The organism is Pseudosulfitobacter sp. SM2401 (genome assembly GCF_042932805.1).
Lineage (GTDB): Bacteria > Pseudomonadota > Alphaproteobacteria > Rhodobacterales > Rhodobacteraceae > Ascidiaceihabitans.
On record NZ_CP170635.1, the window covers coordinates 34,908 to 56,988 of the forward strand.

General features: G+C 56.0%; 19 protein-coding genes. 3 read left to right on the forward strand and 16 right to left on the reverse strand.

The features are described from left to right. Window position 1: 1 nt before the first annotated feature. The 15 genes from ACFIO0_RS21260 to ACFIO0_RS21330 all read right to left on the reverse strand — a co-directional run bounded on the left by ACFIO0_RS21260 (window position 2) and on the right by ACFIO0_RS21330 (window position 17,123). Complete coding sequence (locus ACFIO0_RS21260) at window positions 2–1,831, reverse strand: molybdopterin cofactor-binding domain-containing protein (RefSeq protein ID WP_390915518.1); 1,830 nt, start codon at window positions 1,829–1,831, stop codon at window positions 2–4. Further along, complete coding sequence (locus ACFIO0_RS21265) at window positions 1,831–2,313, reverse strand: 2Fe-2S iron-sulfur cluster-binding protein (protein ID WP_390915519.1); 483 nt, start codon at window positions 2,311–2,313, stop codon at window positions 1,831–1,833. Before ACFIO0_RS21265 ends, ACFIO0_RS21260 begins: the two co-directional genes overlap by 1 nt. Further along, window positions 2,313–3,092: an FAD binding domain-containing protein gene (locus ACFIO0_RS21270; RefSeq protein ID WP_390915520.1), complete on the reverse strand. Its 780-nt coding sequence runs from the start codon at window positions 3,090–3,092 to the stop codon at window positions 2,313–2,315. Before ACFIO0_RS21270 ends, ACFIO0_RS21265 begins: the two co-directional genes overlap by 1 nt. Continuing rightward, window positions 3,093–3,536: an SRPBCC family protein gene (locus tag ACFIO0_RS21275; RefSeq protein WP_390915521.1), complete on the reverse strand. Its 444-nt coding sequence runs from the start codon at window positions 3,534–3,536 to the stop codon at window positions 3,093–3,095. 3 nt (window positions 3,537–3,539) lie between these two features. Beyond that, a complete protein-coding gene (locus ACFIO0_RS21280; protein WP_390915522.1) occupies window positions 3,540–3,977 on the reverse strand; it encodes an SRPBCC family protein in 438 nt (145 codons plus the stop codon). Then, window positions 3,977–6,718 carry a flotillin domain-containing protein gene (locus tag ACFIO0_RS21285; RefSeq protein ID WP_390915523.1) on the reverse strand — a complete coding sequence of 914 codons (2,742 nt, stop codon included), beginning with the start codon at window positions 6,716–6,718 and terminating at the stop codon, window positions 3,977–3,979. The genes ACFIO0_RS21280 and ACFIO0_RS21285 overlap by 1 nt, the downstream gene beginning before the upstream one ends. 24 nt (window positions 6,719–6,742) lie before the next feature. Next, window positions 6,743–7,567, reverse strand: coding sequence for a phosphoenolpyruvate hydrolase family protein (locus ACFIO0_RS21290; RefSeq protein ID WP_390915524.1), 825 nt, complete (start codon window positions 7,565–7,567; stop codon window positions 6,743–6,745). Window positions 7,568–7,570: 3 nt separating this feature from the next. Beyond that, window positions 7,571–9,712 carry a Tm-1-like ATP-binding domain-containing protein gene (locus tag ACFIO0_RS21295; RefSeq protein ID WP_390915525.1) on the reverse strand — a complete coding sequence of 714 codons (2,142 nt, stop codon included), beginning with the start codon at window positions 9,710–9,712 and terminating at the stop codon, window positions 7,571–7,573. After that, window positions 9,705–10,499, reverse strand: a complete 795-nt coding sequence (locus ACFIO0_RS21300) for an ATP-binding cassette domain-containing protein (RefSeq protein ID WP_390915526.1) — start codon at window positions 10,497–10,499, stop codon at window positions 9,705–9,707. Before ACFIO0_RS21300 ends, ACFIO0_RS21295 begins: the two co-directional genes overlap by 8 nt. Next, the gene (locus ACFIO0_RS21305) at window positions 10,496–11,557 is read right to left on the reverse strand and encodes a branched-chain amino acid ABC transporter permease (RefSeq protein WP_390915527.1); all 1,062 of its coding nucleotides are present in this window, start codon (window positions 11,555–11,557) and stop codon (window positions 10,496–10,498) included. The genes ACFIO0_RS21300 and ACFIO0_RS21305 overlap by 4 nt, the downstream gene beginning before the upstream one ends. Window positions 11,558–11,561: 4 nt before the next feature. Beyond that, complete coding sequence (locus tag ACFIO0_RS21310) at window positions 11,562–12,575, reverse strand: branched-chain amino acid ABC transporter permease (RefSeq protein ID WP_390915528.1); 1,014 nt, start codon at window positions 12,573–12,575, stop codon at window positions 11,562–11,564. A gap of 125 nt (window positions 12,576–12,700) precedes the next feature. Further along, window positions 12,701–13,543, reverse strand: a complete 843-nt coding sequence (locus ACFIO0_RS21315) for a helix-turn-helix domain-containing protein (RefSeq protein WP_390915529.1) — start codon at window positions 13,541–13,543, stop codon at window positions 12,701–12,703. A gap of 624 nt (window positions 13,544–14,167) precedes the next feature. Then, window positions 14,168–15,181 carry an iron-containing alcohol dehydrogenase gene (locus ACFIO0_RS21320; protein ID WP_390915440.1) on the reverse strand — a complete coding sequence of 338 codons (1,014 nt, stop codon included), beginning with the start codon at window positions 15,179–15,181 and terminating at the stop codon, window positions 14,168–14,170. A gap of 76 nt (window positions 15,182–15,257) precedes the next feature. After that, window positions 15,258–16,520 (reverse strand): ABC transporter substrate-binding protein, encoded by a 1,263-nt coding sequence (locus tag ACFIO0_RS21325; protein ID WP_390915441.1) that lies wholly within the window; start codon window positions 16,518–16,520, stop codon window positions 15,258–15,260. A gap of 141 nt (window positions 16,521–16,661) precedes the next feature. Continuing rightward, window positions 16,662–17,123, reverse strand: coding sequence for a hypothetical protein (locus ACFIO0_RS21330; protein WP_390915442.1), 462 nt, complete (start codon window positions 17,121–17,123; stop codon window positions 16,662–16,664). 467 nt (window positions 17,124–17,590) lie between these two features. Here ACFIO0_RS21330 and repA point away from each other — a divergent pair, with 467 nt between their 5' ends. The 3 genes from repA (at window position 17,591) to ACFIO0_RS21345 (ending at window position 20,971) form a co-directional block, all read left to right on the forward strand. Then, on the forward strand, window positions 17,591–18,775 hold the full coding sequence (gene repA / locus ACFIO0_RS21335) for a plasmid partitioning protein RepA (protein ID WP_390915443.1): 1,185 nt from the start codon (window positions 17,591–17,593) through the stop codon (window positions 18,773–18,775). Beyond that, a complete protein-coding gene (gene repB / locus ACFIO0_RS21340) occupies window positions 18,775–19,746 on the forward strand; it encodes a plasmid partitioning protein RepB (RefSeq protein ID WP_390915444.1) in 972 nt (323 codons plus the stop codon). The genes repA and repB overlap by 1 nt, the downstream gene beginning before the upstream one ends. A 172-nt stretch (window positions 19,747–19,918) precedes the next feature. Further along, window positions 19,919–20,971, forward strand: a complete 1,053-nt coding sequence (locus ACFIO0_RS21345) for a helix-turn-helix domain-containing protein (RefSeq protein WP_390915445.1) — start codon at window positions 19,919–19,921, stop codon at window positions 20,969–20,971. Window positions 20,972–21,109: 138 nt separating this feature from the next. Here ACFIO0_RS21345 and ACFIO0_RS21350 read toward each other — a convergent pair whose 3' ends face one another. Further along, window positions 21,110–22,075 carry a LysR substrate-binding domain-containing protein gene (locus ACFIO0_RS21350; RefSeq protein ID WP_390915446.1) on the reverse strand — a complete coding sequence of 322 codons (966 nt, stop codon included), beginning with the start codon at window positions 22,073–22,075 and terminating at the stop codon, window positions 21,110–21,112. Window positions 22,076–22,081: the final 6 nt, after the last annotated feature.

The following is a 22,081-nucleotide window of genomic DNA, read 5'->3' on the forward strand; positions in this document are numbered from 1 at the left end:
ATCAACGTCTCCGGTAACCAGAAGTGAAGGATGAACTGCCCGGTCGCGCACTTCGCGCGTAGGGTTTTGGCTCATAAGGTTTGCGGCCGTCAGCAGGGGCAGGTGTGGGCGCAACCGGAGCGGCAGCTGGCGCAACATAAGTCGGCGTCACCACTGGCGTCGCCGCGACCGGAGGCGCAGCAGGTCGTGGCGCAACTGGAACAGCAGAAGTTACAGGGGTTGCAGGCAAAACAGCATCAGATGCCCCCATTTTATGTCCGATCCGGTCCGCATCAATTTGCATGTCAGGGTTTTGCACCGGGGCGGCCACTTTGGTTTCGCCATGAACACCGGCGGCCACGCGTCCGGTAGGCTGTTTGCTTGGGCTAGTGCTGGCGACACGTCCTTGGCGTCGCTCCCCGATCCGGCCTTCTTGGTCGGTGACTGTTTCGGGGATCACAGCGCGATCTGCGCCGCCACCCACCAACGAAGATTGCGCCGCTGCATCCGCAGAAATCGCCCATCCCGCTTTGCCCGCCGCCACCTGACAGCATTCGATCAACGCAGTGTTCTTGGCCTTGCGCCGGTGCGCCTTGATGTCGCCATCGCGATAGGCGTTCATGATCCGCAGCTCGATCGGGTTCATGCCAACGGCTTCGGCTACGCGGTCCATCTGACATTCAATCGCAAAGTCCACAGCCGTGATCCCAAAGCCGCGCATTGCCGTCGCGGGCGTGCGGTTCGTGATGCAACAATAGACGTTCGATGCAACGTTCGGGATCGTATAAGGCCCCGGCAAATGCCCCGTCCCCTTGATGATCGCATAGGGAGAAAGCCGCATGTAGGCGCCGCTGTCGAAAAAGCCGGTGAATTCTCGGGCGATGATCGTGCCGTCGTTCATCACGCCGTCCTTAAGGCGCCACCGCTCGCCGCCGCGTGGGGCGCCGACTTGCATTTCCTCATAGCGGTCCCATGCAAACTTCACGGGCTTTCCGGTCAGCATCGAACCCAAAACCGCCGTCGGTTCCACGACAGAATCCACCTTACCGCCGAATCCGCCACCTGCGGTGCCACCCACGAAATGCAAGCGCGAAGACGCGATATCCAGCAGCTTGGCCGTGGTTCCAAGCGAGAAAAACAGCGCTTGAGTATTGGTGTAGCACACAAACCGATCGTTGGTTTCAGGGGCCGCAATCGCACCGCAGGTTTCAATCGGCGCCTGCTCGATCGGCGACATCTGGTATTCGGCCTCAATGATGTGATCGGCCCGCGCGAAGGCTGCATTCACGTCGCCAAAACGCAGTTTCTGGTGGTCGTATTTCGCGTGATAATCAAACGTGTTATTCGGATAAACTTCGTTGACCACGGGCGCACCCGGCGCAATTGCTTCTTCTACGTCCAAAACATGTGGCAGAACGTTGTAGCTGACATTGACCTTGGCGACGGCGTCACGCGCCTGGCGTTCCGTGTCGGCAATCACCCACGCCACGGCCTCGCCGACGTAGCGCACTTTGTCATGGGCGCACAACGGTTCGTCGTCGCGACCAAAACCAATGAGCGCGAGCAAAGTGTTTAGATTATTCGGCACGTCTTTTGCCGTCGCAACCTTGCGCACACCGGGCATGGTTTCCGCGGCAGACGTATCAATCGACGTAATCTGAGCGTGATGATGCGGGCTGCGCACCGCCCGCATGTGTAACATTCCGTCAAACAGGTGATCATCGTAATACGGGGTACGTCCGGTTACATGGCCCAAAATATCCTGACGGATCGTGGGCTTCCCGATTTCTTTAAGATTGTCGTCACGCTCATCCGCGAACAGGTCTTTGCGAAACTCGATGGTGCTGTCCATTAGGCGCTCCTTCCTTGCAACCGCACGGCTGCTGCTAGAATTGCGTCTACGATCGGCTCGTAGCCCGTGCAGCGGCACAGATTGCCGGAAATCGCTTCGATAACGTCATCGCGCGTGGGATTGGGATTGGCATCAAGCAGCTCTTTGGCCGACATCAACATGCCGGATGTGCAAAACCCGCATTGCGCCGCAAACCCGCTGATAAACGCGTCCTGCAACGCATGCAGATTTGGCCCGCTAGCAAGCCCACCTGTCGTGTCGATCCGCTTGCCCTCGACGGTTTCCGCCAAAGTCAGGCAGGACAGATGTGGCACGCCGTCGATCAAAACGGTGCACGCCCCACAGGTGCCTTGGGCGCAGCCTTGTTTGGGCGTTAGATCCCCTGCCCCGCGCCGCAGCACGTCAATCAAAGCGGCGCCATCATCAACAAACAGCGCTTTTTCCGCGTCGTTTAGCATGAACGTAATCGGTGTCTTTGCCATCAGCGCAGCCCTCCGTTTGTCAGTAATCGACGTAAATGTACCGGCGCGACCTCGGTGCGGTACCACGCGCTGGACAGCGCATCTTCGGCCGGCGACAACCCGTCGGTACAGACCGCACAGGCCGCGTCGATTGCGGTCGGATTGCTGCCTTGAGCCAGTGCGCGTTCGGCCGCTTTTGCACGTAATGCTGTTGGCCCCATATTGCCGTAGACCACCCGTGGATCGCCGCTGCGCAACAACACCGAGATTGTCAGGACGGCCACGCCCTTGGGTTTCACCCTTGAGACCTTGGCATATTTGAACGTACCGGGTTGCGGACGTGGAACAGAAATCGCCGCGACCAGATCGCGGGTGTGATCCCTCTCCGCCAGAAACGCTTCAATTGGGCGCACTTGCCCGTTCACCATCACCACTTGGGCATCCAGCGCCAGCAACGCCGCAGCCATGTCGCCGTAGGGGTTTTGCGCAAACAGGTTGCCGCCGACAGTGCCCATGTTGCGGATCGCAGGGCCACCGATCGAGCGCGCCACCGGGTGCAGAAAATCCAGCTCTCGACTGGCCAAAACATCAGCCATCGTCGTCGCCGCACCAATCCGAAGCCCCAGAGTATCGTTCGCAATCCCCCGCTCCGGTTGTCGCACGCGCACCATGTTGTGAAAGCTCTGATCACCAAAGTTTACGGCGCGCATCACGATCGTGCCGCCGGCCAGATATTTGCTACCCGTGGACAGCCCGCTCGCAGCCTCGTTCATTGTATCAAAAGTGCTTACGGTGACCATTCAGCCCTCCAAACCCATGTTTGTCCGGATTGCATCGAACCCGGTTTCGTAAATCTCTTCGCTCACCATTTTTATCATCGCCTCGCGCTGATCGGGTGGCGTATCGAACTGACCTTCCCATTGCCAAAACGTGTGATCCACGTCCGTGACCGGGATCAACCGCACATGGCTGACGTAGTTAAACAACGGCACTGGCGTCTCGAGCAGGCAGTAGGAATACGCCAGATCCATGTCCGACAAGGCCAGCAATTGTTCGCGTAATTCCGCGCCATCTTGCAGCTTGAATTTGCGCACACATCCGACCCGGTCAGCGTCCAAACGCCGCTCGATTTGGCTGCTGGCAACAATCGGATGCCACTGATCGTGCCCGTTAAAGTCGCGCAAAATATCCCACACGGCCTCGACCGGCGCGGGTAGAATTGTGCTGCGGATGACCTTGACCACTGACTAGCCCCCGAAGTGCCGTTTGAGGGCATCAAAGCCGCCCTGAAACACATTGGTGGCGATGCCGTTTTGTAAATCCGTCGCGTCCGCCGGATCGCAATCAAACTCGGCAGACCATTCAGCAAAGCATCGGTTGCCGTCGGTCACAGGGGTTAGACGCAACGTCGCGATGTAATCCCAAAGCGGCATAGGGCCTTCCAACATCGAATAGCTATAAAACAGGTCATAATCCGACATGCCCACCAGCTGCTCGCGGATCGTATCACCGCTTTGCAAATGAAAGTTCCGGATCGCGCCGATCTTATCCGCGGGCAACGCGTCCTCGATCCGGCTATCGCGGATGCGCGGATGCCACGACGGCATGCCGTTAAAGTCGCGGATACGTTCCCAAACGGCGCTGGCTTCGGCATTGATCACCGATGAGACAAAAACACGGGCCATTATTTATCGTCCTTCTTGCTGGATTTTTTCGCAGCCTCTGCCCGCGCGATTTCAGAATTTGCACGGGTCATGTCAGAGACATTTCGGAAGATGTCGGACTTGGCGATATTGCTGCCATCAATCCCGATGTCGGACAAAAGGCTGTCGACCATCGGGGCCTGCACGCGGTAGCGTAGGGCCGAATTCATGACCTCGTCGGTTGGGCTTCCTCCGCCGCCGCCGGGTCCGTTTGCAGACCCGCCACCACCCGAGAAATCTAGGCCGCCATTTCCGCCGCTTCCAAGCTGCATGATCTTGATGTCGTTGATCTTTTCAAGCGGCTTGGCAGAGGCCGCAACGATGCCTTCGACATGCTCCAACATCTTGCGCTTGAACAGGCTGTGACGCGCCTCGTCGGACAGCACGTTCTCGGCTTCGTTGATAAGCTTTTGCGCTTCTGCCTCGACAGCCGCCCGGATTTTTTCACCTTCCGCATGGATGCGCTGACGCTCTGACACCAACTCGGCCTGCGTCATGCCAATTGCCTTTTCGCGGTTGGCCACTTCGGCCTCGCCTGCTGTTGTGGCTTTTTCTGCGGCCTCAATGGCGCGGGCGCGGGCATTTTCAGCCTCAACCGCCGCGGCACTTTCATCCAGTGACTTTTGGTACAAAGCGATCGCTTTTTCCATCGACGCTTCTTCGACGGCTTTCTCGCGACCAATCTCCAATTTGCGGCGGTCTGTTTGATGGCCAATGCGCGCGTCATCAAGGCCTCGCTCAGAGGCAATTTGCGCGCGCTCGATCTCTTCGCGGCTGGCAATCTCGGCTTCTCGCAACACTTGCACGCGGGCAATTTCAAGCTGCTCCAACGCCTTTTTACGGTCCAACTGCTTGGCCTCAAGTGCCTGCTCACGCGCAATTTCTGCCGCGCGGGTACGCTCGTCTTCGCCGATTTTTGCAGCTTTCACAGCCTCTTGCGCCTCAACGTTGGCGACATCGACGGCCTTGTTGCGGGCAATCTCGCGCTCCCGCATATCTTGCTCGTACGCGATGCGATCCGCCGCCAACGCTTTCTCTTTGGCGATGCGTTTGGCTTCGACTGCCTGTGCACGGGCCTCGTTGGCCACGGCGATCGCTTGATCCCGCGCCAGATCGCGTTCCGCCGTGCGTTCTTCGCTTTCGATCCGTTCCAGAGCCGTGCGTGCTTCAGTCGCAATTCGTGCCTTGTCTATGGCTTCTCGGCTGGCGATTTCCGCCTGATCCAGTGCCTCGTTGCGGGCAATTTCCAAGGCTCGCACACGTTCTTCTTGGGCGATCAACTCTTTGGATGTTGCCTCTGAGGCTTCGATTTCCAGAACACGGGTTTCTTTGTCCGAATTGATCCGCTCGGCCGCAATCGCCTTGCTGCGCGCAATGTCAGCGGTCTCGACTGATTTTTCGCGCGCGATCTCACGCTCACGGGTGACGCGGTCCAGATCGATCCGTGCTTGCGACAGCTCGTTTTCCTGCGCCATCCGCGCTTTTTCGATGACCTCTTTGGCGGCAATTTCGGCGGCATCGACGCTGCGTTTGCGCTCGATCTCTTGGCTCTGCGTGTCCAAATCCTTGGCGATCCGCGCCTCGGTCAGATTGCGATCCTGCGCAATCCGCGCTTTCTCGATCTCTTCTTTGGCTGCGATATCTGCGGCCTCGGTGTCTTTCGTGGATTTGATCCGCGTTTCAGTCAGAACTTTCTCTTGTGAAATACGCGCCTTTTCGATGGTCTCGCGGGTCGCGATCTCGGCTTCATCAATCACTTGCTGACGCTCGATCTCTTGAGTGCGAATGGCCTTTTCAGACGCAATTCGAACCTGTGCGATCTGCTGTTCATTGGCGATCCGGGACGTCTCGATGGCTTCTCGGCTCAGCAGGCTGGCTTGTTCTGCTTCCTTCTCGCGTTCGGACCGTTCGCAGGTCAACTCAGCGCGTTGTTGCGCCCGGCGGAACTCGATTTCGCGCTCCTGCTCAAGGCGCGCGTTTTCGCTTTCGCGTTCAATATCAAGCGTCTCTTTTTCCGCTGCCAGATTGCGCGTCCGGATTTGCAGCATCGTATCTTGCTCGATGTCATTGCGCAGTTTGCGGCGTCCCTCGATGGCTTGGATCACGCTGGTCAAACCTTCGGCGTCAAACCGGTTGGACGGGTTGAAATACGCAATGTCGGATTGATCAATGTCCAGGATCGCGACGCTTTCCAGATCAAGACCGTTTTTGTCCAGACCTGCCTGCGCCGCCTCGATCACCCGCGTCACATATTCCCCGCGACGTTCATGCAAGTCTTCCATGGTCGTTTCAGCCGCCACCGTGCGCAAGGCCGAGACGAATTTGCCGTTCAACAATTGGTGAATGCGCTCGGGTTCAAGGGTGCGGCGACCCAACGTTGATGCGGCCAAGGTAACCGCCTCTTTCGACTGACCAACCCGCACGTAAAAGGATGCCTCGATATCAATCCGCATCCTGTCTTTGGTGATCAGCGCATCAGCCTTTTCGCGAACCACATGCAAGTCCATCGAATTCATGTTCACCGGCGTGATGTCATGGACAATTGGCCAAACAAACGCACCGCTGTCGATCACGACTTTTTCGCCAAACAAACCCGTGCGCACAAAGGCAATCTCTTTGGTAGAGCGGCGATACAGCCAGTTCATAACCCAATACAGGATGAAAATTACGATCACGGCCATAATCAGCCACAAGATCAACTGTCCAATCAGTTCGCCGGTCATATCGGTTCCTCCTATCGAGACGCCTTAGCGTCCGATCTTCTTGAATTTTCGTGTTTGCGCCGTCAGTGCGACCTCTGTCGGCAAGCGTTCCATCGAGGACGCACCGTAAAAGCCGTGGCAGTATTGTGTGTTTTTCAGGACGTAATCTGCGTCTTCGGGCATCGCGACGGGGCCGCCATGGACCAGCACAATTGCGTCCGGATTCACATCCAACGCGGCCTTTGCCCATGCATCAGTCAGGGCCGGGGCTTGTTCTAACGTGCAGCCGGTTTCAGCCCCGATAGCGCCGCCCGTTGTCAGACCCAAATGCACCACGATGATATCAGCACCCGCTTTAGCCATCGCCGCCGCATCCGCTTCGTTGAACACATAAGGTGTGGTCAGCAGGCCCTTTTTGTGGGCCATCGCGATCATGTCGACCTCTAACTGATACGACATTCCGGTTTCTTCCAAGTTGGCGCGAAAGTTGCCATCGATCAGACCCACGGTTGGAAAGTTTTGCACACCACTAAAGCCTGCGTCTTTTACCTGATCCAGAAACTTGTCCATCAACCGGAACGGATCGGACGCACAGACACCCGCCAGCACCGGCGTCTTATGCACGACCGGTAAAACCTCGCCTGCCATCTCCATGACAACCGCATTGGCGTCGCCGTAGGGCATCAGCCCCGCAAGCGATCCGCGACCCGCCATCCGGTAGCGCCCCGAGTTATAGATGACGATCAAATCGATCCCGCCCGCCTCTTCGCATTTCGCAGACAAACCCGTGCCAGCACCGCCGCCGATAATCGGCTCGCCACGATCCCGCATGGCTCTGAATTCTTTCATCAGACCGTCACGATCAAACATGCTCTAAGCTCTCCTTTGGGCGGGGCGCGTGTGCAAAGACCGAAACGTCTTGACCATCAGCTCCGCAAATTCTGGATCATTTATGTTGTGCGCCACGCGCACCAATTGACGGTTCGCGGTTGGCCGCACCGTGTCTTCTAATGCGTCAAAAAGCGCTTTGTTCGCTGCCGGATCCCAAAATGGCTGACCCGGCGTATCCAGCGCTGACAGACCACCTTCAGGTAGGAAAAACCGCACAACACCGTTCATCTGGTTCAGCTTTTCGCCAATGAACCGGCCCATCTGTGCGTTCTCTTCGGGCGTCGTACGCATCAGCGTGATCTGCGGATTGTGTTCATAAAACAAGCGGCTCTGATACTGGGCAGGCACCGTTTCTGGCGCGTTGAAATTGACCATATCGAGCGCACCACACGCCCCGATGTAGGGACGGCCATCCGTGATCATGGCGTCAAAACGGGTGTCTTGCGCTGCGAACACACCGCCCGCAATCAGGTCGCAAACCTCGGTTGTGGTAAGATCCAGCACCGCCTCTAGCATGCCCGAGGACAACAGCGATTCCATCGCGCGTCCCCCCGTTCCGGTGGCGTGAAACACCAGACAATCGTAGTCCGCCTCGAGCGCCGCCGTGACCTGCTGAACACAGGGTGTCGTCACCCCGAACATCGTCAAACCAATCGCCGGTTTATCCTCGCTCGTGTGGGCAGATTTGCGCCCTCGCACCATTCCCGCGACCGCATTGGCCGCGTTACCAAGCACCTCGCGGGTGATCGAATTGATCCCCTGAACATCGGCGACAGAATGCAACATCGTGATGTCAGACGCGCCAACATACTGTTCGGTATTACCGCTTGCGACGGTCGATAAGATGACCTTTGGCACACCCACTGGCACGGCGCAGAAACCGGGCGATACCAGCGCTGTGCCACCAGACCCACCGGCCCCAACCAGACCCGCGATATCGCGCTGCTGGCGTACCCAACGCTCAAACGCTATGGCCATTCCGGCCATTGCGCTGCCGCGATCATCCGTAAACACGCCCACTGATCCACGCGGATGGAAACCGGCCACAGCCGTGGGCGGCACATCGGCGCCCGACGGCTTGCCACTGGTCGACAAATCAACAAGCGCCACGCGCAGGCCCTGCCCTTTGATGATGTCGCGCATGAACCGCAGCTCGTCCCCCTTGGTGTCCAGTGTGCCGCACACGTAGATGACCCCGTTGCGTCCGGTGTCCGCGACACGTGGAACTGTGACAGCTGCTCCGGGAGACTTCACCGCTGTCACAGTCCGCGCCGACTGCGCGATCACATGCACCGGCACTGGCGGGCTCCAGCGCGTCGGCACGCGCGGGTTCGACAAGTAAATTTTGGTGGCCGCATCGACGATTGGTTCGGACGGCGCAGGCGTGTTCGCGGCCGTTTCAGGTGTTTCGTCATGGGCGTGACGCCCGACCCCCAATAACGCCTGCTGCAAATCGCGATCAGCCGCCAAAAGCCCCGCATCCATGACCCGGTTGACCTTGCCGTTCACTATAATGGCTACGTCTTGGGCCACTGACGTCGCAACCCCGATGTTCTGCTCGATCACGAGCACGTCGATGTCACCCTCACGACCCAGTTGAACCAACATCTCGGACACTTGATTGACGATCACAGGCGCCAAGCCTTCGGTCGGCTCGTCCATCACCAACAGCTTGGGATTCAATAACAACGCGCGCCCAATCGCCAGCATCTGCTGCTCGCCACCGGACAATTGCGCGCCGCCGTTTGACTTGCGCTCGGCCAAGCGCGGAAACACCGAATAAATCCGTTCAGGCGACCAATCGCCGCCCTTCGTTGTGACCAGTTTCAGATGCTCATCCACCGTCAGCGATTTCCACAACCGCCGCCCCTGTGGCACGTAGCCAATGCCAAGCCGCGCGATCTCTGCGGGGCCAAGCCCGACCAAGGACTGACCACCAAACGAGATCGTTCCAGACCGCACCGGCACCAAGCCCATGATCGCCTTGCACAGAGTCGTTTTGCCCATGCCGTTTCGGCCCACGACCGACAACACGCCAGAGCCGAGCGACAGGTTAACGCCCTGCAACGCGTGGCTTTGGCCGTAAAACACATTCAGGTCGCGAACATCGAGAATGTTACTCATTGCCGCCTCCAAGATAGAGCGCTTGGACTTCGGGATCCTCTTCGATTTCGGCGGGTTTGCCTTCTTTAAAAATACGCCCGTTGTGCATCATCGTGACCATGTCGCTGACACGCAGCGCCACATCCATGTCGTGTTCGATGATGATGTAGCCCACGTGACCGGGCAGGCCGACAAGGATGTTAACCAGCTCATTGCGCTCGGTTGGTGACAGACCCGCTGCCGGTTCATCAAACAGAATAAACCGCGGTGCGCCGGACAACGCCATCGCGATCTCGAGCTGACGCTGCTGACCATAGGACAGATCGCTGACCATCATGCGGCTGACGGCTGACAGGTTGACCGTATCCACCAGCTCTTCGGCCGTTTGCATCAGCGCGTCAGATTTGCGTGGGCGCACGAACGAAAACCGCCCCCGCGATACACCGCGACAGGCCAGATAGACGTTATCAAGAACGCTTAGGCCGTTGAACAATAGCGAGATTTGGTAGGTTCTGCGTAGGCCGCGCCGAATACGTTCTTGCGCAGGAAATTCGGTCACATCCTCGCCAAAGAAACGGATCGCGCCGGTTGTGGGCGGGAAATCACCAGTGATGCAGTTAAACAGCGTGGTTTTACCGGCACCGTTGGAGCCAAGCACCGCGCGCCTCTCGCCCGGCCGCACAGACATGTTGATCCCGCCCAACGCTTCTAAGGCGCCAAATTTCTTGGACACGCCGCGCAGTTCCAGCGCGTATCCCGCACCCCCCTGCCCCGCTGGTCCGTTCGGTATTGCCACGACTGAATTCATAGCGGGTTGTCCCCGCGATCTTTGCCCGTTAGCGGGTCACGGTTCCGGCTGGCTTTCAGCTTGTCGCAAAGGCCCAAGATCCCGTCCGGTGAAAAGAACACAATCACCAAAAATCCGATGCCGATGACCAACTGAAAGCGTTCACCGGCAAGGCCAAGGCTGACCAGAATATCGACCGCAAAGGTCTTGAGGATCACGTAGATAAACGCGCCGATGAATGGCCCGATGGGGTGACGCAAACCGCCAATAACCGCGATGATCAGGATGTCGATTGCCGGTGAAATCCCCACTGTTCCGGGCGAAATCTGACTGGACTGCCATGTCAGCAAGATGCCTCCGACGCCCGCCATCAATCCGGCGAACGAATAGGCGGCGACGCGATGTGCGGTGACATTGTAGCCAAGGGCGGCCATCCGGCGCGGATTGTCCCGCACGCCTTGCAAGGCCAACCCGAACGGTGCGCGGCTGATGTACAAAACCAACCCGTAACAGCCCACAGCAAAGAGCAGCGTCAGGTAATAAAATGCAAATGGTCCGCGCCAATCTACGCCAAACAGCTTTGGCGGAAGGACCGAGTTGAACCCCTGAAAGCCGTTGAACAAATCGTAGTTCTGGCGGGTAAAGTAAAAGAACGCAGCCGCAATCGCGAGGGTGATCATGATGGTGTAGATGCCCTCGGTTCTGACGGCGAGCCACCCCACTGCCGTCGAAAACAGCATCGTCAAAAACAGCGCCAAGGGGATCACGATCCACCATGGCCAGCCCTGCGAAATCGTCACAACTGCGCTGGTTCCAAAGATCGCGACCATGTAGCCTGCGAACCCTGCAAACGCCATTTGCGCCATGCTGACCATGCCGCCGTAGCCGCCCAGAAACATCAGACTTAATGCAATGATGCCAAGGATGAATGTCCAGCCCATCAGCTGAAACATCACGAACGGGCTGACAAAGGCCGGGATCACCAAAAGGATCACGCCAAGCACCCAATAGGCCGGCGATACGCCATCAAGCCACGACGCCTTTGCGTGATCAACCGAAGAAGAGCTTAGGTCAACCACGGCCCTATCCCTCCATGCCCATCAGGCCTTGTGGGCGGAATGCCAGCACAACAACCAAGATCAGGAACGTCAGGACCACCGCATAGGTCGGAAAGTAAACCGAGCCGAACTGCTCGGCCAAACCGATCAACAAAGCCCCCAACGCCGCGCCCGGGATCGACCCCATGCCGCCGACGATCACCACAACCAAACTGGCCAACAGGAACCGGATGTCTTCGCCCGGCGCGACGGATTGGAACGTGCCACCCACCACACCGGCAATGCCAGCCAACCCTGCCCCAAAAGCAAAGACGCCGATGAACACAATCTGGATGCGCGCACCGGTTGCTTGCAACATGTCGCGGTCATCAACACCGGCACGGATCATCATGCCAACGCGCGTCTTGTTCAGCGCCAGCCACATCGCAATACCCAGCACCACAGCCGCAAAGAAGATCACAATCCGCACCATCGGGTATTTCATGTAAACAAGATCACCGCTGCGTTTTTCAGCCGTCACAATGAACGTCTCGATCGGCCCTGACAGCCACGGTGGTGGCGAGATGTTAAAGAAATCACCGCCAAAGCCCCAGAGCATCAGATCGGCAAAAACGATGGACAGACCGATGGTTACGAGAGTTTGGCGCAGGTCCTCGCCCTCCATCCGGCGAAAAACCAGGACCTGCAAAAGGACACCGCAAATCCCGACCACGACAAACGCGACTGGGAATGCCAACAGCCAGTAACCGGTGATGTTGGCCGTATGAAACCCGACGTAGCCGCCCAGCAAATACAATGTCCCATGCGCCATGTTCACGTTGCGCATCAGGCCAAAAATCAACGTAAAACCGCTGGCCACCAGAAAGTACAAACCACCCAGAGTGATGCCGTTGAACAACGCGGCCAAGAACACCTTCTTTTTGCCGATCACATCGACCAGACCGGGCGGCCACAGCGCGAAAATCAACCAAAGCAGAATGACGGTGGCAAGAGCAATGATGCCGGTCCACACCGGATGAGAGTTTGCGAAACGTCTCATGTCACGGCACCAGCCGTTTGTACGTAATCCAAATTTTCCTCCCTGCCCCGTAAACCGGGGTCACCTCAGGAAGAAGGCTACGACATGGCTTTGGCTGGGTGCGTACCCAAAAGTCTGCTGCGTTTTCACATCATCGGAAAAGCGCCATCGGTGACGTGGGCCACCCGACGATATTCGCTTGGCGCGATGCCAACGTTGGATGAAAAGAAGCGGGTAAAACTGGCCTGTGACGAAAACCCCAGATCAAACGCAATGTCCGTAACTGTCTTTTCGGTCTTTAACAGTTCTTCGATCGCGCGCTCGGATCGCAGCGTGTTCATGTACACATTCGGGGTCACGCCCATGTATTGCTTGAACAGCTTGAAAAAATGCGGTCGGGACAATCCAACACTGCGCGCCAATTGTTCCATTTCGATGTCCTCGCCCATCCGCTCTTTGATCAAACGCAGCGACCGGCGTACCCGAAAATCACTAAACCGGTCGTAGGACTGCTTGCGACATGCGGCGCTACCCTGCGACCAAGACTTGTCAAAACTGGCCTTGGTCAGACTGAACAGTCGCTGATCAAATTGCGACTGATCCTCGTCTTCGAGCAACAGCGCCGTCAGACGTTTGACGCAGTGATCGATTTCATCCGTCAGCTGCACATCCGAGCACCCGAATTTCAGCGCATATTCCGCAGAGGGGCTGTTTTCCAAAAACCACATTGGCTTGATATAGAGAACAAGGCAAACCGTGGTGTCCCCCTCGGCAACCTCAAAACTATGAGGCTCCCATGGGCTTACGGCAATCGCTTGGGTCGCCGTTAGCTCAACGATTTGATCACACACACAGTTCCTCGCCTCGCCTTCGTCTACGTGGAAAATCAGATGCCCTTCGCGGTGGGCATGTGTGATGATCGTCTTGTCGAGCCGGTACAAAGCGGCCCGTCCAAACTCCCCGTGTGAAACTGCAATAGCTTGGCTCATGATTAGGATCCTCCCCGATCCAAATTCCCACTCACCGAATGAAAATTCACGCCTACGCACACCGTATCGGGACACACCGGTCGCCTGTCTGGCAAGCCTCCAGAGCAGAGAAACAGACTTAAAGTTATGCGGCCGGACTAACGGCACAGTGATATTTTTTGGTGCGGAGCAGCATTCTAAAGATACCGCGCAGCGCTTTCATCAGCGTCGATCCTGAGTGATCGTGGGAATGATCAGGTAAATCATCAAGGTGCGCCAAGAGTGCAATCACGGCAGCAACTTTTGATACGTCCAAGGCGATAAATTTCTAATAACTTATTGTTTAATAACGATTACACTAATTTTCGGCAGTTCCGTGACTGCAGTTTCACTGCTTCGGATTCCCTGCCACTAACGGTTTCTGACATCCACTTATCCCGACGCGACGCAGCGCCAACTTGCTGTCTGACACACGCCTAAGGTCACAAGACGTCAGCTGCTTTTGTGGGATACCCAATCGTCTGAACACGATCGCCAGCGTTAAAGCGCGAATTGCTCGACAGAAATCAGCCTGGGGTCGAAAAGTATGCGCGCGATGCAAATTGTAGGACTGATTCTTGATGCGGGAACCTGCGAATTGAGCGGCTAATAGATGGTCTCAAGAACCGCGCGCGCGCCTTCGGACGTAAGGCCAGCTTTGCCGTTTACCTGCGTCGAAACCCGGTCAAGATCGTCGCGCCCGATACCAAGTTCAGACAAGGAACGCCCCATCGGAACCGGATCCAGAATTCGTTTCACTGCCGCGTCTAACGCCTGTTCCGGGCCACCTAGAACCTTGAGCAGCACAGTTGCTTTTTCAGCATTGACGCTGCCGTTTTGGATTACGGCAGGCAGGATCAATCGAGCAAGCTCGGGAACCTTCAGTCCAAGCTTTGGCTCCGCAAGCGCGGCCGCCAGCACCAGCGACGGCCCTACCCCCTTTTCCTGTGACAAAGCGGCGTTTAACCCTGCGGCCATCACCTCTCGGTGCAGATCAAGACGCGGCTTGGATGCACATTTTGGCAAGGTAACAACACAGCGACTGAGGGCGTCCAACGCCATGCCGTCCGCAGGTGGATTATAGGCGGCACCCAGATAAGATTCGATGCAGCGAACCAGACTTAGAACCGCCGCCAACCAGCACTGCTCAGGATCCGCATCCAGCGTCACTGTGGGGTCGCAAATCAGCACAGTCGGTAATCCTGCCCGCCAGTTTTCGACATTGCGCGTACAAGGACCCGGCAATCCATCAAGCCCAGGAACTGCATAAAACTGCGGCCGGTCCCCGTATTTCTGCTTGAGTGCGTATCGACATTTTCGCCCGAATTCGATTGCACGCGCCGACCCGAATGCAATGATAACATCAGGCTGAGACAACTGACCCATCGCTGACTTAACGCATTGGGACAGATCTGCGTGTGGCGCCAAATTCAGGGTCTGCGGCATGGCGGATCCCGGCAATCCTTCTAGCACGCGATCGGCGAACTCCGACCCAATCAAGACACTTTCAGACACCAACAACGGTGCCTTGCTGCCGGCACGTTCCAGCTCTGAATGGAGGGCTTCTTGGAGCACATCATCTGCAAAATGAACGCGCGTAGGATAACTGATAAGCGTCATGGCCTCGATCGCAGATTGATGGGTGGGAAATGAAATGTCCGGGCGAACACATGCCGCCCGGACAGGCTGTTTCAGATTAGTAGGACGCTTTGCACACAGGTGTTTCGCGGCCCGGAAGCCCGATCGCCGCAAAGGATTCTGCATCGATACCCAGCGTCTGGTTTACACCTTCAACGATGGATACAACCTCTGTCGCAAGGCTGCCGTCCGCTTTTTCGACAACCTCAAGAACGAAGTTCGAACCAACCGCTTGGCGGTTTTCGTCCAGCGTGATTGTACCGTTTGGTGCCTCTAGAGTAAGACCACTCAGGCAGCTGCGGAATGCCGCGTGGCCATCAGTCAGATCGCCGCCAATCGCGTCCATACACTGCAACATCGCCGAGGCTGAATTGTAGTAGCCAAGTGCGAACAGCGATGGCGATGGAAAGCGGTCGCCTTCGTCAAAAGTGCCTTGGTACAGCGACACAAAATCAGTCCAGCGCGGATCATCCCACGTGTCAGCCATCATGCCCGAGGACGGAACACCAACCAGCGCCGCTTTGGCCGAGCCTTCGGAATTCAAGACGGTTCCGTCAACCATAATAGAGCCACCGATCAGGTTCGCATCACCGCCAGCTTGTTGGTATTGGTTGAGGAAGTTCACAGCGTCGCCGCCGCCAAGCCCCAGGTAGATAGCATCCACATCATCCGGTAGCGCTGCGATGATTGAACCAAAATCTTTTGTACCCAACGGCACCCAAAAGCGTTCTGTGATCTCGCCGCCCGCTGCGCAGTATTCCGTCGCAAAGCCAAATACTTGCGTATAGATGAACGAATAGTCTTCACCGATTGTTGCAACTGTCTCGTAGCCCTTTTCATTGAACACGTAGTTGCCAAGACCTGTCGACCACTGCGCACCATCGGTGTTGAAGCGGAAGAAATTTTCGGACGGTGTCACCAGCGTGGTTTCCTGAGCGCCGGAGATCCCGTTAATGAATGTTGTGCCCGGCTGCGTCTTGGAATAGTCGCGCAGCGCGATGCCTTCGGACCCCGACAGTGGCCCCAAGATGATGTCGACGCCGTCTTGTTCAACCAGTTTGCGCGCCGCGCGCAATGCGCTGTCTGGCGAACCATCGGTCGAGATCGTGATGACCTGAACGTCGCGGCCACCGACCTTGTTGCCCGCTGCCTCCAACGCGGTTGTGATGCCGCGAATGCCATCTTCACCCAGTTGAGTGTATGTGCCTTCTAGCGTCGCAAGTGCGCCAATTTTCAACGTGCCACCGTGACCGTCTGCCATGACTGTCGTCGCGCTCGCAAAAGCAAGGGCCGACATTGTTCCGAGTAGTGTCTTTTTCATTGGTTGTTCCTCCCTAGGAAAACTAAACCCTCTTGCGGCCGAAACTGACTGCCGGGGCATAAGGAAGAGCGTGACGCAAAGCAGGCGATTGCGTGATCACAACAAGTGCGCCGGTGTAACCAAACGTCTCTTTTTCGCGGCTTATTCGGACCGATCACGTGGGTGCAGAAATACTTGTGCGGCATAAATTGAGCCCATCGCCGCCATAAGCGTGAGGATTGTCGCGGCTACAGACCATGTCGCGACCTCATATGTCAGGCCGGATAGGAACATCAGGAATACGCCCGCCAAGGCCACCATCAGGGGGCCGAACATTTCGCGTGGACGGTCTTGGAACATGAATGCGGCAAAACGAAAACCCGCCAGCGCAAAGACAAAATTCGCGACAATTTCCAATGTTCCGGTGCAACGGATCATGTTGCCCAGCGTCGTGCCGTCGACCAAGCAACCGTCGGGACCAATGACCAGCATGTAGTACTTTAAGATCAGTGCGATGAATAATGCGAGGCCTAACAGCATCTGCCCGACCATCATCACAACCCAAGCTGGACGTTGAAACGCCGAAAAGAAGGTATGTTCAATGTTTGTGTCGGATCGTGACATGGGCGCGCTTTCTGCAATAGTGATGCACCTTAACGTGACCCAGGCGCACCCGCATGACCATTCCGAGTGTGCCTGCAACATATCCTACAGTCTGACTGTTGTGGCTCACGTGCTGTTTCTAGTCGCATCCAAGAAGGTAATCCTGCTGCCCTACTCCCTGCGCGAACCCTGTCATTGTCCAGATTTTTCAGGCACGGGTTCGTCAAAAGAGTTCGGGATTTGCGCTTGGTATTTTGTAGCGACGCCCGAGCCTGCACAATATGCTGATGGACGGGTTAGACGCCCGCAAATTAGTTTACAGCTGTAAACTTTGTGAAAAACCGCTATGAATGGATCAGGTCCTATCTTGCAATTTGCAGCGTATTAGACACTAAACCTAAGAAAATCGTTGACTTAGCACAGTGAATCGCTGTTTTTGGGCTCAAGTGGCGCAAAAACAGCCACATTGAGCAAATTGAGGCAACCAGATGATTCCCGCGACACCTATTGTAGCAGACCGACCTTCGGAACTCGCCACTGATATTTCAGAGCGTTTGAACCGCGCCATCCGAGAGCACTTGCTGTCTGCGTTTGCCCCTGACAACACTAAATCACTGCGCGCCTTTTCAGCACCAGAGGCCGCTGAGCTGCTTGGCGTGTCTGGTCAATTCATGCGCAAAACTCACGGCGAAGGCACTGTTCCAGAACCACAGGACGTGCGCGCAGGCCGACGTCATTACAGCGCCCAAGAACTGTGGGATGCCCGTCAGATCCTTGAGCAAACCTCGCGGACCAAAGGCAGATACGTGCCGGGCCGCAAGGACGGTGAGCGATTGCAGGTCTGGCAGCTGATGAATTTCAAGGGCGGCAGTAGCAAAAGCACGTCGACAATCCACCTCGCCCATTATCTGGCGCTGCATGGTTACAGGGTGCTTGTGGTCGACCTTGACCCACAGGGATCGCTGACCTCGATGTGCGGCGTAAGCCCGGAGGTCGAATTTGACGGGCTCACGGTTTACGACGCCATTCGCTACGACGATCCGGTGCCGTTTTCGGACGTGATTATGCCGACGTATTTTCCGGGCTTGTCACTGGCCCCGTCCCGTCTGTTGCTTACCGAATTCGAGACTGAATCGGCGGTAAACAGCAATCCTGACCAACCGTTCTTTCTGCGCATCCGCAATGCACTGGCCCAGGTCGAGGACCAGTTCGACATCGTTTTGATGGACAGCCCGCCGCAGCTTGGCTTTCTAACAATCTCAGGAATGGCTGCCGCGACATCGCTGATCGTGCCGTTGACACCGTCAATGCTGGACGTGTCATCAACAGCGCAATTCCTGGAACTGGCGGGTGCCTACATGGGCGTCATCGAGGATGCAGGGGCCGAATTGCAGTACGATCACTTCAAATTTTTGATCACGCGCGACGAGCCGACGGATGTTCCATCGCAGCAGTTAACGTCTTTTATGCGGGCCTTGTTTATGGACCGCGTTATGACCGCGACAGCGCTTAAGAGCACGGCAATCAGTGACGCGACGATGCTGAAACAATCTATCTACGAAGTCATCCGTTCCGAGATGACACGCGCGACCTATGACCGCGCAAAGCAGTCGATGGATGCAGTCGGCAGCGAAATCGAAGCAATGATCCACCAAGCATGGGGACGCACCTGATGGCACGCAAATCGCTTAATGAACTGTCCGGGATTGCCAAGGCGATAGCGGATTCCAGCCCTCAGGCCAAGGATCGCACGGCCAAAACGTCGGCACCCGCGCTGGGGGCTTTGCAGGGATCATTGACTGCCATTCGTGAATTAGACCCTGATCTGATTGATGACTGGGGGCCGAAAGACCGCCTCGACGGGTTTACAACTGTAAACTCCGAAGATGAAGACGACGGGTTTCGCAGTCTGAAATCAAGCATCGAAGAGGGCGGACAACAAGTTCCGATCCTGGTGCGAAAATCTGGCACTGCCGGACGTTTCGAGGTCATTTATGGCCGCCGCAGATTGCGGGCCTGTCGCGAATTGGACCTGAAAGTACGGGCAAACGTTCAGGATTTAGATGACGCCGCAGCGCTTTTGGCCAAGGGGCTAGAGAACGCAGCACGGCGTAATCTGTCATTTTACGAAAAAGCCAGATTTTCGGCAGTGATTCAAGCCGCGGGGCATGACACCAAAACAGTGCGGCAGGTCCTTAGCCTGTCTGCGTCCGGGCTGTCACATCTGACCAAGGTCACTGACAACATTCCCGAAGATGTCGGGGATCGCATTGGTGCAGCCCCAAAGTCAGGGCGTCCGAAGTGGACCGCCTTGGCAGAAGCATTCATTGCAAAAAAGGTCAATGCGTCGGCCGCGTTTGCGATGCTGTCAAAGCTGGACACCGCACTGTCATCGGATGACCGGCTGGAGCATCTATTGCGAGAGATTGCACGCCGTGGTGCGCGCCCAAGCGAGGGCAGGGAGGTCACACCAGTCGCAGGCGTCACCATCAAGTCAGGCCGCGCGACAATCGCGATGTCGATCAAACGAGCCGGAGAAAACGCCGCATTCGCTGAGTGGTTGGACCGTGAACTCGAAGACATCATCAAGAAATCCTACCAGGAGTTTACAGCTGTAAACCCTGAGGATGACACCAGAGGTTAGAGCAACAAAGGAGGAAGTGAGCAAAGAAAAACCCCCAAAACCAAGGCTTCGAGGGCTATCACGCTAAGCGCGTTTCTTAGATTAGACACCTAGAACGTAGCAGTCCCCGAATCACTAAGCAATAAAAAAACCGCTCTTGGGCGCACGGGAAATCTTTGCCTACAGGCATTACATGAAATCATTCCAGAAAACGGCTCCGGATGGGGCACGCTCGTTGCGCAATGCAACGGGGCAGGGAGGGTTTGTCGAAAACAAATGGCAACTCCTCAGAACAATCGAAGACATCAGGGAACCTTTAGGCCTAAAGGGCACATCGATTTCGCTGTTGAGAGCGATGATTTCGTTCCTTCGGGTAGATCAGGTCGATGCCACGCGCGACGATGGGCACATTTGTTTTGCCTCCAACGCATCTTTAGCAAAACGCGCCCATGTGAGCATCCAAACCGTTGAGCGCCACATAGCCAAGTTGGTCGCCCTAGGTCTGTTAACACGTCGCTCAAGCGGCAACGGGAAGCGGTGGGCACGCAGGGATCGGCAGGGTAAAATCGTGCTGGCAACCGGCCTATCGCTGTTACCCCTCGCCGAGCGTCACCCAGAATTCGTGCGGATGTCACAAGCCTATCAGGACCAAAAAGATGAGTTGGGCAGATTGCGTGACATGTGCGCCGTGGCGCTGGCCAACCTTAAATCAATGCTGGTGCCGGCCAACTGGGAAGACGCCCTGTTAGCCAAAGCCCGCACCGTGCTGAAACGCCAACCAGAAAAGACGGCCCTCAACGATTTGCTAACTGAGATCACTGTGGAAATTTCGAGGATAACACCGGAAAAGTCAGAAGAATTGAGGGCCACAGCACCTGAAATTGAGGGGCACAAAGATACTTCTAGGACTCAGTATGTAGAAGAAAAGGTTTTATCCAAAATTGAAGTTAGCCCAGATGAAATGCAGCGCGCCTATCCAAGGCTGTGTTCGGAATTGAGGTTTTCAAAGAGCCAAGAAGACTGCCACCGCTTAATGGATACTTTTGCCTCACAACTGAGCCTTGGCAATACGTGGTTTGCAATAAAAGATTTAGGGCCAACACTTAGCTTTATGGTCTTGGGCTATCTTTTAGAACGCGTTGAGACAGTTAACAATCATCGAGGGTACGCGTTTAAACTGGCCCAAGATTTATCGAATGAAAGCATCGATTGGCGTACCCTGCTGAAAAGGCCGAAAGCGAGGTGAACAGGCTGGTTTTAAAGGGTAATTCAAAACTATCTTTCAATCCTTCAGGGACCACATAAACTGTTGTGTCATTCTTGGTCACTGTCGCGTTGATCTTGCTCAAGTTAACCTGCCGCAATCTCGAATTACTGGTCTGGACTATTTGCTTTCGCTTTCCGCCACAGCCTGCAAAAGAACACGTCTGATCCATCGGTGCATAGATGAATTATGGGTCCGCACTGACCAATAGAGGTAGACTGAAAAGCCGGCAGGGTAGGGGCTTTCGACAATTTTGACGTCTGCGCCGAGGCTTTCTGCAATGCGTCTTGGCACTGTGGAAATCAGATCTGTCCCAGCCAAAAGATACTGCAAGCTCGCGGGGCTCGGGATCGTCACAACAGTGTTCAATTTGATCCCTTTGGCTTCTAGTTCCCGCAGGTAAAATGACTTCCATTGCCCGCCGTACGTGACAAGGGCGTGTGGGGCTTTGGAATAGGCTAAGCTGTCCATTCTTTGCGATGCCAATGGGTTCTGTTTTGACATCACGCAGACATATTCGTCATCAAACAGATGTTTAGAGTAAACCTCATTGCTGTCGATCTCGACAGGGCTGAGAAACATATCACAAGAGCTTTGCTTGAGCTGCTCTTCGCCCTCGGAGGTGGCCTGCATGACCTCCATACGCACACCACTGGCATCAGCCCTTAGCCTGCGCATCAATACAGGCAAAATAGTGAGACGTTCGTAATAACTGCACGAAACGCTGACCGTGCCTTCGGATACCGCCGGATCAAATTCTGCCGGTGCGCCAAGCCTTTCGAATTCGGAAATCATGCCACGTACAACACTTACGATGTCTTCGCATCTTCGGGTGGGCGAAACCCCTGAACCATGCCGCACAAACAGCGGATCTCCAAAAGATTTGCGCAAGGAATCGATGGTATAGCTGACGGATGACTGGCTTTTGTCCAGATAAACAGCCGAGCGCGAAAACGATCCCAGGTCATGGACCGCGCACAAAACCTTTAGTGTTGCAAAGCTTGTATCATCCAAGAACCAGACCACCCAATGCCAGTCACAATCATCTATGATATCAGAATAATCGATAATCCAGATCAAATCCATCTGATT